Here is a 14,863-nt window from a genome sequence, read left to right as displayed (position 1 = left end):
TCCTCTGGATTACGTAAGCGCCCGGACCGTCCGAGCGACGCGGGTCACTGTGGTGACCCGTTACGAACATAACGTGGCGAGGATCATTTTGTCGAGGGTGGCGGAAAATATTTTTATTTTTGCGGATTCAGCCGCCCCAGCAGCCAATCGTTCACCCAGCAGCCGTTCAGCAGATAATTATCCCGTAGCGTGCCCTCCAGCTGAAAGCCGTTTTTCTCCAGAATACGGCGTGACGCCCAGTTCCCTTCAATCACCATCGCTTTGAGTTTGTGGAAATCGGCTTCAAGCAAAAACTGACACAGCGCCGCCAGGGCTTCGCTGCCATATCCCTGACCGCAGTGGCGATGCAGCAGCATATAGCCCACCTCCGCCTGACGGTATGGCTCCCATTCGGGGCTGCAGCCAAACAGGCCAATCGGCTCACCGTTGTCACGACGTCGCGCAACCAGGCAGAGCATATGAAAACTGCTCGCCTGCCAGGGGGCCAGACGCTCGGTGAAGCGCTGGCGGATATCCGCTTCATCGGGGACTTCGCTCACCCAGGTCATGGTGTCGCGATCTTCATGGACGGCACGAAACAGTTGCCAGTCTTCTGGCTGTAATTTACTCAGGGTTAATCTGGCGGTGACAAGTTGCATCTGATGCTCCCGATGGGCGCGGTTTTCCAGCGGTCACTGGCGCACCTCATCGCGCAACATAGCAAAACGGCACCTTAGCGACCAGCCTCTGCAGGGCGAAAAAACTGTTCCCCTTTAATGCACTCAACCTTTCCCCTTTTTGCAGATATGTCGTAAAAATTGATCTGAAACACTAACTCCCGCCGTGATTGATCGGGACGCTAGCGGTTCGCGATCACATTTTTTATCATAGAGGCACTTTCCATTGCCGACGAGTCGCCTGTGTCCTCCCACTTCACGATGTTACTGGCAGTATTTGACCGCGCCGCCCTGATGCTGATCTGCCTGTTCTTTCTGACACGCACCCGCCCGTTTCGTCAGCTGCTGCAAAAAGATGAACACACCCGTGCGGAGAAAGTAGCCGTTACTGCCATCTTTTCCCTGTTTGCGCTGTTCAGTACCTGGTCGGGTGTCGATGTCGATGGTTCACTGCTGAATGTGCGGGTCATCGCCGTGATGGCGGGTGGCATTCTGTTTGGTCCCTGGGTCGGGATCGCCACCGGGGTTATTGCCGGTCTGCACCGTTTTCTGATCGATATTCACGGCGTAACCTCCGTGCCCTGCCTGATTACCAGCATCATTGCCGGTATCGTTGCGGGCGGTATTAATCGCCGGGTACTGAAAGAGCACCGCTGGCGTGCCGGTATCGTCGGCGGCATGCTCTGTGAAGCCCTGACGATGTTGTTGATTGTTGTGTGGGCTCGCCCCACCTCACTCGGACTGGCGATTGTGTCGGAAATTGCCCTGCCGATGATCCTCGGTGCCTCCAGTATCGGCATCATTGTGCTGCTGGTGCAGAGCGTTGAGGGGGAGAAAGAGGCGATTGCCGCCCGCCAGGCCAAGCTGGCGCTGGAGATCGCCAATAAAACTCTGCCGCTGTTCCGTCAGGTGAACAGTGACTCGCTGCGCAACATCTGTGACATTATCCGACGGGAGATCAAAGCCGATGCGGTGGCGATGACCGATAAAAAACAGATTCTGGCCTACGTCGGCTATGGCGAACACAATTATAAACATGGGGATGATGGCATCAGCCCCACCACGGCGCAGTCGATCGCCAGCGGTAAAATTATCATTAAGAACAACGATGAAGCGCATCGCACCAAAGATATTCACTCCATGATTGTGATCCCGCTGTGGGAGAAAGGCAAAGTCACCGGCACGCTGAAAATCTACTATCGCCGCGCACACCGTATTACCGGCTCGCTGAAGGAGATGGCGATCGGCCTGTCACAAATCATCTCAACCCAGCTTGAAGTATCGCGTGCCGAGCAGTTGCGCGAGATGGCTAATAAAGCGGAACTGCGTGCGCTGCAAAGTAAAATAAATCCTCATTTCCTGTTCAACGCCCTGAATGCTATCTCCTCTTCTATCCGGCTCAATCCCGATACCGCCCGTCAGCTGGTGATAAACCTGTCACGCTATCTGCGCTACAACCTGGAACTGAACGACGATGAGCTAATCGACATCCGTAAAGAGCTGTGGCAGGTGAAAGATTACATCGCCATCGAGCAGGCCCGGTTTGGCGATAAGCTGACGATGATCTATGACGTCGATGAGGATCTCCATTTTCTGCTGCCGAGTCTGCTGATCCAGCCTCTGGTGGAGAATGCCATTGTCCATGGCATCCAGCCCTGTAAAGGCAAAGGCGTGGTGACGCTGAGCGTCCGGGATCTGGGCGATCAGGTGCGGATCTCGGTGCGGGACACCGGTCAGGGCATCAGTGACGAAGTGATAGCACGGGTGGCGCGTAACGAAATGCCCGGTAATAAAATCGGCCTGCTCAATGTGCATCATCGGGTAAAACTTTTGTCGGGTCAGGGATTGAATATCGTGCGGCATCAGCCGGGCACCGAGATTTCCTTTACGCTGAGTAAGAATGGCCAGCGCCTGGCGGAGAATCTGTTATGAAAGCCATTATTGTGGAAGATGAATTCCTGGCGCAGCAGGAGCTGAGCTGGATGATTCAGCATCACAGCAAAATCGAGATTGAAGCCTGTTTTGACGATGGTCTGGACGTGCTGAAGTACCTGCAACAGCATCGGGTTGATGTGATTTTCCTCGATATCAACATCCCCTCACTGGATGGCATGCTGCTGGCACAGAATATCCATCAGTTTGCCCACAAGCCACTGATTGTCTTTATTACCGCGTGGAAAGAGCATGCGGTAGAAGCGTTTGAGCTGGAGGCGTTTGACTACATTCTCAAGCCCTATCAGGAGTCGCGGATTGTTACCATGCTGAACAAGCTCGAAGCCACAGCGCAGGCGCAGCAGGCGGTCAGCCATCTCACTGCCACGCCCGCGCCGCAGACGGTCAACCTGATCAAAGATGAGCGCATTATCGTCACTGACGTGAATGATATTTACTACGTTGAGGCGCATGAGAAGCTGACCTTTGTTTATACCCGGCGCGAATCCTACGTGATGTCGATGAATATTACCGAGTTCTGTTCACGCCTGCCGGAACAGCAATTTTTCCGCTGCCACCGCTCTTTCTGCGTCAGCCTCAGCAAGATTCGTGAAATCGAGCCGTGGTTTAACAACACCTATCTGCTGAAGCTGCGCGATCTGGAGTTTCAGGTGCCGGTCAGCCGCAGTAAGGTGAAGCAGTTTCGACAGCTGATGCGCCTGTAGCGCAGGAGGGTTAAAGACCTGTTCAGAAAGATGTGTGGCGAAGCAGGAGAGCAGCAGCAAAAAATCCGGGGGGTTTTCCCGATCCTGCCCCGCTGAAGCAGGCCGATCGGGAAAATCGCTCGCGCGCAGAATGGCAGTGCGCGCGAGGTAAAGCAGAATCAGATTTCGCGACCCAGCGTCTGGCGCAGATGCGCGCCCGCGCCCAGCAGGCCAGGCTGGTCGTGCGTAATCATATAAACCGGGATGCTGGCAACATAGTCGCGGAAGCGGCCTTTATCTTCAAACGCTGCACGGAAACCCGACGACTTAAAGAACTCCAGGAAGCGTGGCACGATGCCACCGGCAATATAGACACCACCAAAGGTGCCAAGATTCAGCGCCAGGTTGCCGCCGAAACGGCCCATGATGACGCAGAACATTGACAGCGCGCGACGGCAGTCGGTGCAGCTGTCATCCAGCGCACGCTGGCTGACATCTTTCGGCTTCAGGTTTTCCGGCACGCGATTATCCACTTTAACAATCGCACGATAGAGATTAACCAGACCGGCACCTGACAGCACACGTTCCGCTGAAACATGGCCCAGCTCTTCGCGCAGCACTTCCAGGATCTGATCTTCTTCTTCGCTGTTGGCAGCGAAGTCGACATGACCGCCCTCACCTGGCAGGCTGACCCAGCGCTTGTCCACATGCACCAGATGGCTGACGCCTAATCCGGTGCCGGCACCATAAATCGCGATAGGTTTATCTTTGACTGGCTCTGTACCGCCAAACTGAATCACGTTTTCGGCGGTCAGCATCGGGATCGCCATAGATACCGCAGTGAAGTCGTTAATGATTTCCAGGTGTTCAAAACCGATGTTCTCTTTGAGCTTGCGCGTGGAAAACGCCCAGTCATGGTTGGTCATTTCAACCCAGTCATCGGTAATCGGGCAGGCAATGGCAATACAGCCATCTTTAACGTCCTGCTGTTGTTCATCAAGATAGTGGCGGATGACGGCTTCGAGGCTGTCGTATTCTGATGTTGAGAATGTTTTGGCCTGGGTGATGCTGCCGCTTTCCACCTCACACAGGGCGAGGCGTGCGTTAGTACCGCCGACATCGCCGACCAAGGCATAGGTTGTCATTCTTCTGTTGCTCCGCTTGGGGTCTTAAGAGTTGGAGGACACTATAAAATTCTGCCCATAAAACAACAACGCTCACCGGTGCGATTGGTGAGCGTCTTACTCAGGTGTGCTACAGCCTAACCGCGATAGTCCACCCTGCACAGCGGCAACTATCTGAATCTTAGCCGCCGTTGCGTTGATTCAGGCAGGCGGTGACTTTTCGTAGCAGTGGCGGCAAATCCTCTTTCTGCATAACGACTTCAACCAGAGAGAGCCACTTCGGCTCTGAGAGTCGCGCCATCACTTCCTCTAACTGCACCGTTTCACTGATACGCCAGCTCTGCGCCTGGCCCTGCAGGCTAAGGGCGTGCGGTAAGGCCGTCCAGTTCCACTGGGCAATATCATTGTAACGTTGTGTTGCGCCATGAATCGCCCGTTCGACGGTATAGCCTTCATTATTCAGCAAAAAGAGTATCAGCCGCTGCTGGTCGCGCAGCATCGAACCCAGTTCCTGAATTGTCAGCTGCGCCGAACCGTCTCCGATGATCAGGATAACCCGGCGATCAGGATCGGCAGTCTGCGCGCCAAATGCTGCCGGAAGAGTATAGCCGATTGATCCCCATAATGGCTGAACCACCAGCTGCGCCTGCGAGGGCAATCTTAACGCGGCGGCCCCAAAGGCGGCTGTCCCCTGCTCGGCCAGAATAAGGTCGCCGGGTTGCAGGAATGCCTGCATCGCCTGCCAGAACGCCTGCTGGCTGATCACCGCCGCCGGTTCTGCAGGCTGCGCGGCGGGCGGTGCGGCGGCGGGTTGCCACTGCTGGCCATAGCGTTTAAACAGCGGCAGCAGTTCGCTCAGCGCATCCGCCATCGACAGCGGCGCAAAACGTTCACCGCCCACGCTGGCGCTGGAGGGCTGCAGATCAATCAGTCGCTCAGGGTTAAACTGCTGCGTGAAGCCTGCAGTAATGGTGTCGGTAAATCGCACCCCGACGCAGATCGCCACATCCACCTGCTCGATCTGTTCGCACACCTGCCCTGCGCTGGCCTCACCGGCATAGGTACCGACGTAACCCGGCTGCTGTTCATCCAGAACCCCCTTGCCCATCAGCAGGCTGGCACAGGGAATCGCACACTGTTCACGCAGCGCGGCCAGTGCGGACTGCTGCTGCCAGCGCAGCGCAAGAAAATCGGCCAGCAGTGAAACCCGCTGCGCCGGTGCCAGCAAACGTTCCGCCGCATCGCTGAAAGCGCGACGCGCAGCGGGCGAAGAGGATTGATGACTGTTCAGGGGCTGCGCGGGTGGCTGCACCTCCATGGCTGCCACGTCGACGGCCAGCGACAAATAGCCGGGACGACGGGCCTGCAGCGCACTGACGATCACCCGATCAATCTCAGCCGTGGCGTTGTCGGCGGTAAGCTGTGCCGTTGCCGCACTGACTTCTGTGGCCATGCGAATAAAATGCTGGAAATCGCCATCGCCCAGCGAATGATGAACACAATCCCCCTGCAACTGGGCCTGCGTCGCAGGCGCGCCAACGATATGGATCAGCGGCAGATACTCGGCATAACTGCCCGCAATGCCATTAATCGCGCTGAGCTCGCCCACACCAAAGGTGGTCAAAAGCGCTCCCGCGCCGTTGCAGCGTGCATAACCGTCTGCCGCATAGGCTGCGTTAAGCTCATTAGCGCAGCCTACCCAGCTGATGGCCGGATGGGCGATGACGTGGTCAAGAAATTGCAGGTTATAGTCGCCCGGCACGCCAAACAGATGCTTTACACCAATCTCCTGCAGACGGGTCAGCAGGTAATCTCCAACAGTGAACGTGGACATTGCGCATTCCTTTCAGGGAAGAGTCGGGTTAAGTATCTGACACAGGATGAAATTAGCGAGGCGTGCCGCTATTTTAGCCAGCCGCAATGGCTGGAAAGGCGACGTTACGCTGGCGGAATATTCTGTAAAAATGCGAATTGCAGCGCGCTGTCACTGAGTGTAACCGTATACACTGATAGACTTTTGGCACATATCCCCGTTTTTACCCAGGAGCGCTGAATGTCCCTTTTCCCTCATCCCGATCGCTATCAACAGATGGAATATCGCCGCAGCGGCCGCAGCGGAATCAAACTGCCCGCCATTTCGCTGGGACTGTGGCATAACTTTGGTGACAGTACCCGGGTCGATAACAGCCGTGAGCTGCTGCGTCATGCGTTTGACCTTGGCATCACGCACTTCGACTTAGCCAACAATTACGGTCCACCCCCTGGCTCAGCCGAAGAGAACTTCGGGCGTATTCTGCGGGAAGATTTTCGTGCCCATCGTGATGAGCTGATCATCTCCACTAAAGCGGGCTATACCATGTGGCAGGGGCCTTATGGGGATTGGGGTTCGCGTAAATATCTGGTCGCCAGTCTGGATCAGAGCCTGAAGCGAATGGGGCTGGAGTATGTGGATATTTTCTATCATCACCGTCCCGATCCGGAAACCCCGCTGGAAGAGACGATGCGCGCCCTGGATCATGTGGTGCGCCAGGGCAAAGCGCTTTACGCTGCCCTTTCTAACTATCCGGCCGATCTCGCCGCCGAAGCGATAGCTATCCTGCGCGATCTCGGCACCCCTTGTCTGATTCACCAGCCGCGCTATTCGATGTTTGAACGCACACCTGAGCAGGGATTGATTCAGACGCTGGGCGATGCGGGCGTCGGCTGTATCGCCTTCTCTCCGCTGGCAGGCGGCGTGCTCACCGATCGCTATCTGCAGGGCATTCCGGAAGATTCGCGCGCGGCCAGCGGCAGCAAGTTCCTGAATGAGAACCAGCTGACGGATGAGAAGATGGAGAAAGTCCGCAAGCTTAATGCTATTGCGCAGCAGCGCGAACAGAAGCTGGCGCAGATGGCGCTGGCGTGGGTGCTGCGCGATGAGCGTGTGACTTCAGTACTGATCGGAGCCAGCAAAACAGCCCAGATCGATGACGCGGTGGCGATGCTCGCTCGCCGTCAGTTCAGCGACAGCGAGTTAGCTGCGATTGACGCGGCGCTGCTGTAACGGTTTTAGCGCCCGGCTGAGGCCGGGCGTTTTCTGCGCCAGAATAGTCTCAAACCCCTTTCTCTCCCCAATTTCCTCACAATCTTCCGACACAATGATGCGGTAACAACAGCAATACGCAGGCATAATCGCTGCGCCGCAACAGTGTCAGACTGTTGATGAGGAGAAGAAAATGAAAAGAGCCCTTATTTTTGCTGCCCTGCTGGCCCTGTTGTCGCCGCTGGCACACCACACAGCCCAGGCCTCCAGTGCCTCTATTACTCTGGCCCCCGGCGTCACCCTGAATCTTGGCGATCGCGATCGCCGTGGCTATTACTGGGATGGTGGCCGCTGGCGTGAACCGCGCTGGTGGAACGACCGCTATTCTTACAACGAACGCCGCTGGTGGCGACACGAAGAGTGGCGTCGTCAGCAGCAGTGGGAGCGCGAACGCCGCTGGCATGAGCGCGACCGTGAGCGTCGCTGGGAACATCAGTATCGCCGCGATCGTGATCGTGGCTGGGATCATCATGACCGTCGTGGGCCTGACCATCGCGGTCCAGACCATCACGGACACGATCGCCATTAATAAAAACGCCCGGCATAGCCGGGCGTTTTCTTGTTTACCATAACCGCTACAGCCCCAGCGCTTCACCCACCAGCAGGTAAAGATTCAGCGTAATCACCAGCAGCACGATCAGTCGCCCGGTATTCTGCATCAGACGCGAGTTAACCATATCATCGCCCATCAGCTCGCGGTTGCCGGTAAAGGAGAGCAGCGGAATCAACGCCAGCGCAATACCGAAACTCAGCAGCACCTGACTCATCACCAGCACCCTTGTCGGGTCCCAGCCTGCCCAGATGACAATAAAGGAGGGCAGCATGGTGACGGTTCGGCGCACCCACAGGGGAATATGGAAGTGGATAAAGCCCTGCATCACCACCTGCCCCGCCAGCGTACCGACCACCGTTGAAGATAATCCGGCGGCCACCAGGCTCAGACCAAACACCGTCGCCGCTGCCTGACCTAACAGCGGTTGCAGCGTCAGATAGGCCTGATCGAGTTCAGCGATTTTACTGTGCCCGCTGAAGTGAAACGCCGCTGCGGCGGTCGCCATCATCGCCAGGTTTACAAATCCGGCGATGGTCATGGCAATCGCCACATCCAGTTTAGTTGAGGAGTACCGCTGACCTTTGCTGTCCTCACTTTTACCCTGCGTCAGCGCGGAGTGCAGGTAAATCACGTGCGGCATAATGGTCGCACCCAGCACACCCGCCGCCAGGAATACAGCATCCGACGTTGGTAACGCGGGCAGCGCCATGCCGATCACCAGCTCTTTGACACTGGGCTGAGAGAAGAAGAGTTCAACGATATAGGCCGCCGCCACAAACAGCAGCAGTCCGCCAATCACCAGCTCCAGCGGCTTTTGCCCACGGCTCTGTAACATCAATATCAGGAACGTGGCGATGCCGGTCAGCACCGCGCCCTGCATCAAAGAAATACCGAGCAGCAGTTTGAACCCCAGCGCGGCTCCGATAAATTCCGCCAGGTCAGTGGCCATCGCGATAATTTCCGCCTGCACCCAGTAAAACCAGACGGCGGGCCGGGGAAAACGATCGCGAATGTGTTCAGCGAGGTTTTTGCCGGTAGCGATACCCAGCTTGGCTGACATCAGCTGAATCAGCATGGCCATGATGTTGGCCCATACCACCACCCACAGCAATTTGTAGCCGTAAGCAGCGCCCGCCTGAATGTTGGTCGCAAAGTTGCCCGGATCGATATAGCCGATAGCGGCGATAAAAGCGGGCCCCAGTAGTGCGAGTTTGACTTTTCTGACTCCGCGAGCGGCGCGCTCGGCGGTACGACTTTCAAACATATCCGGTACCCTGTCTGAACATTTGCCTGCCCCGGCAGCTTAGGGGTTAGCAGGTGCAAGTGAAATTCGTTTATTGTTATCGGTGTAATAGATGCTGCTATAAAGTATAGCCATTGCTATACATTACAGTAAAGGATGTGATTGCTAAAAATGTGAGCAATAGTGTCACTTTACGCCCGGCGTAAAATTCAGACAATAATTATGTGGTTATCTGAAGTGAAGTATTTGTAAACAGGACGTGATCTCTGGAACTTTTCTGGAAAATATAACGATAGCGAATACTTATATTGTGGTTCAGATCTCGTTTTTAAGTAACGCGTTACATAGAATACGCAACAAAATACAACCCTCCTCAAATTTGGAGCAACCATGTCCCATATTTTGCAATTTCTTTTAGCACTGGTGGTGGTCGGGATACTCGCCTTGCTGGTTAGTCACGATCGTAAAAGCATTCGCATTCGCTACATTATACAGCTACTGGTGATTGAAATTGTGCTCGCCTGGTTCTTCCTGAACTCAGAAGCGGGACTCGGTTTCGTCAAAGGATTCGCGGGCTTCTTTGACCATCTGCTGAAGTATGCCGCTGAGGGTACCAACTTCGTCTTTGGCAACATGAGCGACAAAGGTCTGGCCTTCTTCTTCCTTAACGTATTGTGCCCTATCGTCTTTATCTCTGCGCTGATCGGTATTCTGCAGCATTTCCGTATCCTGCCATGGGTGATTCGCGGTATTGGTACCGTACTGTCGAAAGTGAATGGCATGGGAAAACTGGAATCTTTCAACGCTGTGAGTTCTCTGATACTGGGACAGTCAGAAAACTTCATCGCCTATAAAGATATCCTGGGCCAAATGTCACAGCGCCGCATGTACACCATGGCCGCGACCGCGATGTCGACCGTATCGATGTCGATCGTCGGCGCCTACATGACCATGCTGCAGCCGAAGTATGTGGTCGCCGCGCTGGTGCTCAACATGTTCAGCACCTTTATCGTGCTGTCGCTGATCAACCCTTATCGCGTTGAGAACGAAGAAGATCTGCAGTTGCAGGATCTGCACAAAGGCCAGAGCTTCTTTGAGATGCTGGGCGAGTATATCCTGGCCGGTTTCCGCGTCGCGATTATCGTTGCCGCCATGCTGATTGGTTTTATCGCGCTGATTTCAGGTCTGAATGCGCTGTTTGATCTGATCTTCGGCATCTCCTTCCAGGGCGTTCTCGGCTTTGTCTTCTATCCGTTTGCCTGGGTGATGGGCGTGCCTGCTGGCGAAGCGTTGCAGGTCGGCAGTATTATGGCGACCAAGCTGGTGTCGAATGAGTTTGTTGCCATGATGGATCTGCAGAAAATCGCGGGTCAGCTGTCACCACATTCAGAAGGTATTCTTTCTGTGTTCCTGGTCTCGTTCGCTAACTTCTCTTCTATCGGCATCGTGGCCGGTGCGATTAAAGGTCTGAACGAAGAACAGGGCAACGTGGTTTCCCGCTTTGGTCTGAAGCTGCTGTACGGCTCTACGCTGGTGAGCGTGCTTTCCGCCGCTATCGCCGGTCTGGTTCTGGCGTTCTAAGCACGGTTCTGCGCACTACTCTTAGCATCAAAGGGCGAGCAGGTCTCGCCCTTCTCTTTCTGCTCTATCCTTGCTCTGCTTCCCGCTGATTCCCCCTTCCCGCGTTATCTCTTCCATTGCACATGTTCACATCTGCATTCAGATCGTGCACAACAGGCGGCACAACGTCCTGCAAACAGCATCGGATGTTATGGCGGGTCATGCCGGTAATAACGTATTTAAGCGTGCGCAGCAGCGTGAATGGCAAAGCAATAGCGTTGGGATCCGCAGCAACTGGCGAATAAGAGATTAATCAGAAAGGATTTTGACAACGGCGTGTCAGAAAATGGTGGAGATAAGCGGGATCGAACCGCTGACCTCTTGCATGCCATGCAAGCGCTCTCCCAGCTGAGCTATACCCCCACATCTGGAATCGTTTTTCAGTGCCAAACTTTTGGGAAGAAGTTTGGTGGAGCTAAGCGGGATCGAACCGCTGACCTCCTGCATGCCATGCAGGCGCTCTCCCAGCTGAGCTATAGCCCCGAACCGAAAAACTGTCGCGTTAAGCGACGGACGGCATAATATGAAACCCCCTCCGGGGTGTCAACGGCAAAATGACATTCTCTGTTTGATCGCTGAAAAAGGCGGCAACCTGCGAAGTTTCAGCAGCATGCTGCAGGGGAAAATCGTGTCTGTTCACACAGGACCGTTTTTTAACTGTTATTTAGTCTGCCGTCAGGTTAATTCACGGTTAAATATGTTATAGGAATTTTCTTGTCTTCGGCTTTTTCGCATGCAAAACTTAGCCCGCTAATTTAGTGGTACCCGGGACCCTCTCCCGCGCACCACGCGTCCACCAGGCGTTATCGTCCCATTAATCATAAAAAAACTACTGAGATACTATGTCGCTGCATACACCTAAAGAAATCGCACAACTGGCGATCCAGTCAGGCGTGGCTAAAAGCCGTGCACCTGTCAGCATCCTTCTGATTCTCGGCTTTATGGCGGGCGCATTTATTGCGACCGGCTTCCTGCTGGATCTTCACGTGATCAACACCCTTCCCGCTGAATGGGGCTCTTTTGGTGGCCTGTTAGGTGCCGCGGTCTTCCCGGTGGGGATCATCATGACCGTGCTGGCGGGTGGTGAACTGCTGACCGGTAATATGATGACCTTACCGGTGGCCTGGTTCGCCCGTCGCATCAGCTTTATGAGCGTGGCGCGCAACTGGTTCTGGGTTACCCTGGCTAACTTTCTCGGCAGCGTGGCTGTCGCCTGGTTCTTTGGTCACATGCTGGGTATGACCGAGGGCGATTACCTGAAGAAGACCGTTGCTATCGCTTCTGCAAAAGTCCACGCTGATTTCCTGCACGCCTTTATTTCCGGTATCGGCTGTAACTGGCTGGTTTGCCTGGCGGTATGGCTGGCCTTTGCCAGTAAAGATGTGGTCGGCAAGATCTTCGGCATGTGGTTCCCGGTGATGGCATTTGTGGCCATTGGCTTCCAGCACGTTGTCGCTAACATGTTTATTATTCCGGCCGCCATTTTTGCCGGTCAGATGAGCTGGGCAGAGTACTTCCCTAATTTTATTGCCGTCTTCTCAGGCAATGCCGTGGGTGGTGCCGTGTTCGTTGGTCTGGCCTATTTCCTTGCATTCCGCCCTGCCGCTGAACCCGCCAGTAATCCTCAGTAATGATGTTTTGCCTTTTGTCGAGAGACAAAAGGCAATTTCAGCTTCAGTTACTTTCACCCGTTACGTTTTGCTGTAATATGTCCTGCTAATGTATTAATCAGGGACTGCATCGTGAAAAAGGAATGGCTTACCCCCGAAGAGCTGGCTGCAGAGACGGGTTACAGTCGGCAAACGGTGAATAAATGGATCAAGCGGGAAAACTGGACGACCACGCCGAAGCCCGGTGTGCAAGGCGGTAAAGCCCGATTGATTCACATTGATGAGCGCGTGAAAAGTTTTATTCAGTCGACCCGTAACCTTAACGAGCCGACGGCAACTTATGGCACTCCGTCTAATTCATTACCTGCGTTATTAATAAGTTCCGTCCAGCAAATGACTCAGGACGAGCAGGATCAATTCACTGCACTAATCTTACGCGAAGGTATCAAGGGCGTTTTGCAGCGACTGGGAATCAGCGAAGAGTAAGGTGTATTTATCAGGGAAGGTATGATGAAAAAGGAATGGTTAACACCCGAAGAACTCGCCTCAGAGACGGGCCTGAGCCGACAGACAGTGAACAAATGGATTAAGCGCGAAAACTGGACCACCCTGCCCAGACCCGGTATTCAGGGCGGCAAGGCGCGATTGATTCATGTCGATGATCGCGTAGAAAAATTTATCCATTCGACGCGTAGTCTGCACGAACCCGCTGCAATGTATAGGGTTCCGGCAGATTCACTGACGGCACTGTTAGTAAATGCGGTTCCGCAAATGAGTCAGGCTGAACAGGAGCAGCTGTCAGCGCTGATATTACGGATAGGAATTAAAGGCATGTTGCAGCGTCTGGATATCACTGAAGAGTAAAAACCGGAAGCGCGAAGCTTCCGGTTCTGTTTATTAAGCCTGCGCTTCCCGCTCACTGATAAAGGCCAGCGCCTGCTCAATACGTGCAACGCTGCGGCTGCGGCCTATCGCTTCCACGGTGACATCCAGTCCGGGTGACTGACCGGCACCGGTTACGGCCACGCGCAGCGGCATGCCCACTTTCCCCATCCCGACTTCCAGCTCATCTGCGGTGCTCTGAATAGCCTGATGTACGTTTTCAGCCGTCCACTCTTCGATCGCGGCCAGCTTATCGCGTACCACTTCCAGCGGCTGACGCGCTACCGGACGAAGATGTTTCTTCGCGGCATCGGCATCAAATTCTGCAAAGTCTTCATAGAAGTAGCGGCAGGATGCAGCCATCTCTTTCAATGTTTTGCAGCGCTCGCCTAACAGACCAACCAGCTTCGCCAGTTCCGGCCCCGTGCGGGTATCAATTTTCTGCTCTTCAATATGCCACTGCAGGTGTGTCGCCACATATTCTGGCGGCAGCGTATTGATGTAGTGATGGTTCAGCCACTGCAGTTTCTCAGTGTTGAACGCACTGGCAGACTTACTGACTGCATCCAGGGTAAAGAGCTCAGCCATTTCGGCCACGCTGAAGATTTCCTGATCGCCATGTGACCAGCCCAGACGAACCAGGTAGTTGAGCAGCGCTTCCGGCAGGTAGCCATCATCACGATACTGCATCACCCCTACCGCGCCATGACGCTTGGAGAGCTTTTTGCCGTCATCGCCAAGGATCATTGAGACGTGGGCATAGACCGGAACCTGCGCGCCAATTGCTTTGAGAATGTTGATCTGACGTGGCGTGTTGTTAATGTGGTCTTCACCGCGAATCACATGGGTGATGCCCATATCCCAGTCATCCACGACGACGCAGAAGTTGTAGGTTGGCGAACCATCGGTGCGGCGGATGATCAGATCATCCAGCTCCTGGTTGCTGAACTCAATCGGGCCACGGATCTGGTCGTCAAAGATGACCGAACCTTCCTGCGGATTGCGGAAACGCACAACGCACGGCTCATCATCTGCATGATGTTCATGGCTGTCACGGCAGCGGCCGTCGTAACGCGGCTTTTCGTTGTTGGCCATCTGCTCTTCACGCAGCGCTTCCAGACGTTCTTTAGAGCAGTAGCATTTATAGGCTGTGCCCGCTTCCAGCATTTCATCAATGACCGCGTTGTAACGATCAAAACGTTTTGTCTGGTAGTAAGGGCCTTCATTCCAGTCGAGGCTCAGCCAGTTCATGCCATCCATGATGGCTTCGATAGCTTCCGGCGTGGAGCGCTCCAGATCGGTATCTTCAATGCGCAGCACGAACTCGCCCTGGTTGTGACGGGCAAAGAGCCAGGAGTAAAGTGCGGTACGGGCGCCACCTACATGCAGATAGCCAGTCGGGCTGGGCGCGAAGCGTGTTTTGATTTTCATTGAGTATTGCCTTAGATGCGCGGGTT

13 protein-coding genes and 2 tRNA genes are annotated in these 14,863 nt (G+C 54.7%); 8 read left to right on the top strand and 7 right to left on the bottom strand.

Annotated features, from left to right (window positions below; translation table 11 throughout):
• Positions 1-113: 113 nt before the first annotated feature.
• Positions 114-638 carry a GNAT family N-acetyltransferase gene (locus ACO6VX_RS01120; protein WP_031590544.1) on the bottom strand — a complete coding sequence of 175 codons (525 nt, stop codon included), beginning with the start codon at positions 636-638 and terminating at the stop codon, positions 114-116.
• A 279-nt stretch (positions 639-917) separates the two neighbouring features.
• Between ACO6VX_RS01120 and ACO6VX_RS01115 the strand changes: the two genes are divergently transcribed.
• Positions 918-2,588, top strand: a complete 1,671-nt coding sequence (locus tag ACO6VX_RS01115) for a sensor histidine kinase (protein WP_010257859.1) — start codon at positions 918-920, stop codon at positions 2,586-2,588.
• Positions 2,585-3,313 carry a LytR/AlgR family response regulator transcription factor gene (locus ACO6VX_RS01110; protein ID WP_031590540.1) on the top strand — a complete coding sequence of 243 codons (729 nt, stop codon included), beginning with the start codon at positions 2,585-2,587 and terminating at the stop codon, positions 3,311-3,313. Before ACO6VX_RS01115 ends, ACO6VX_RS01110 begins: the two co-directional genes overlap by 4 nt.
• A gap of 158 nt (positions 3,314-3,471) precedes the next feature.
• On the opposite strand, the gene glk is transcribed toward ACO6VX_RS01110, so the two are convergent.
• Both glk and ipdC read right to left on the bottom strand, forming a co-directional pair.
• Positions 3,472-4,437, bottom strand: a complete 966-nt coding sequence (gene glk / locus ACO6VX_RS01105; protein ID WP_010257856.1) for a glucokinase — start codon at positions 4,435-4,437, stop codon at positions 3,472-3,474.
• Between the two features lie 160 nt (positions 4,438-4,597).
• Positions 4,598-6,250, bottom strand: coding sequence for an indolepyruvate decarboxylase (gene ipdC / locus ACO6VX_RS01100; protein WP_422457444.1), 1,653 nt, complete (start codon positions 6,248-6,250; stop codon positions 4,598-4,600).
• Positions 6,251-6,469: 219 nt separating this feature from the next.
• On the opposite strand from ipdC, the gene mgrA reads away from it, so the two are divergent.
• Positions 6,470-7,459: an L-glyceraldehyde 3-phosphate reductase gene (mgrA, locus tag ACO6VX_RS01095; RefSeq protein ID WP_010257851.1), complete on the top strand. Its 990-nt coding sequence runs from the start codon at positions 6,470-6,472 to the stop codon at positions 7,457-7,459.
• Positions 7,460-7,631: 172 nt separating this feature from the next.
• On the top strand, positions 7,632-8,027 hold the full coding sequence (locus ACO6VX_RS01090) for a DUF2502 domain-containing protein (protein ID WP_010257849.1): 396 nt from the start codon (positions 7,632-7,634) through the stop codon (positions 8,025-8,027).
• A gap of 46 nt (positions 8,028-8,073) precedes the next feature.
• Here the strand turns inward: ACO6VX_RS01090 and ACO6VX_RS01085 are convergent, their stop codons facing one another.
• Complete coding sequence (locus tag ACO6VX_RS01085; RefSeq protein WP_010257845.1) at positions 8,074-9,315, bottom strand: Nramp family divalent metal transporter; 1,242 nt, start codon at positions 9,313-9,315, stop codon at positions 8,074-8,076.
• Between the two features lie 369 nt (positions 9,316-9,684).
• Here ACO6VX_RS01085 and ACO6VX_RS01080 point away from each other — a divergent pair, with 369 nt between their 5' ends.
• Complete coding sequence (locus ACO6VX_RS01080) at positions 9,685-10,875, top strand: NupC/NupG family nucleoside CNT transporter (RefSeq protein WP_010671371.1); 1,191 nt, start codon at positions 9,685-9,687, stop codon at positions 10,873-10,875.
• 326 nt (positions 10,876-11,201) lie between these two features.
• On the opposite strand, the gene ACO6VX_RS01075 is transcribed toward ACO6VX_RS01080, so the two are convergent.
• Positions 11,202-11,277: transfer RNA gene (locus tag ACO6VX_RS01075), tRNA-Ala, on the bottom strand.
• A 44-nt stretch (positions 11,278-11,321) separates the two neighbouring features.
• Positions 11,322-11,397, bottom strand: a tRNA-Ala gene (locus tag ACO6VX_RS01070).
• A gap of 359 nt (positions 11,398-11,756) precedes the next feature.
• Here ACO6VX_RS01070 and ACO6VX_RS01065 point away from each other — a divergent pair.
• The 3 genes from ACO6VX_RS01065 to ACO6VX_RS01055 all read left to right on the top strand — a co-directional run bounded on the left by ACO6VX_RS01065 (position 11,757) and on the right by ACO6VX_RS01055 (position 13,388).
• Positions 11,757-12,545 (top strand): formate/nitrite transporter family protein, encoded by a 789-nt coding sequence (locus ACO6VX_RS01065; RefSeq protein WP_010257841.1) that lies wholly within the window; start codon positions 11,757-11,759, stop codon positions 12,543-12,545.
• Between the two features lie 111 nt (positions 12,546-12,656).
• On the top strand, positions 12,657-13,010 hold the full coding sequence (locus tag ACO6VX_RS01060; protein WP_010257838.1) for a YfeC-like transcriptional regulator: 354 nt from the start codon (positions 12,657-12,659) through the stop codon (positions 13,008-13,010).
• A gap of 24 nt (positions 13,011-13,034) precedes the next feature.
• Positions 13,035-13,388, top strand: coding sequence for a YfeC-like transcriptional regulator (locus tag ACO6VX_RS01055; RefSeq protein WP_010257835.1), 354 nt, complete (start codon positions 13,035-13,037; stop codon positions 13,386-13,388).
• Positions 13,389-13,421: 33 nt separating this feature from the next.
• On the opposite strand, the gene gltX is transcribed toward ACO6VX_RS01055, so the two are convergent.
• Positions 13,422-14,837: a glutamate--tRNA ligase gene (gltX, locus tag ACO6VX_RS01050; protein WP_010257834.1), complete on the bottom strand. Its 1,416-nt coding sequence runs from the start codon at positions 14,835-14,837 to the stop codon at positions 13,422-13,424.
• Between the last annotated feature and the right edge of the window lie 26 nt (positions 14,838-14,863).

The organism is Pantoea sp. BJFS-204 (genome assembly GCF_049310725.1).
Lineage (GTDB): Bacteria > Pseudomonadota > Gammaproteobacteria > Enterobacterales > Enterobacteriaceae > Pantoea > Pantoea agglomerans.
Note: the sequence above shows the minus strand (reverse complement) of the source record. Positions and strands in the feature narration are given on the sequence as shown.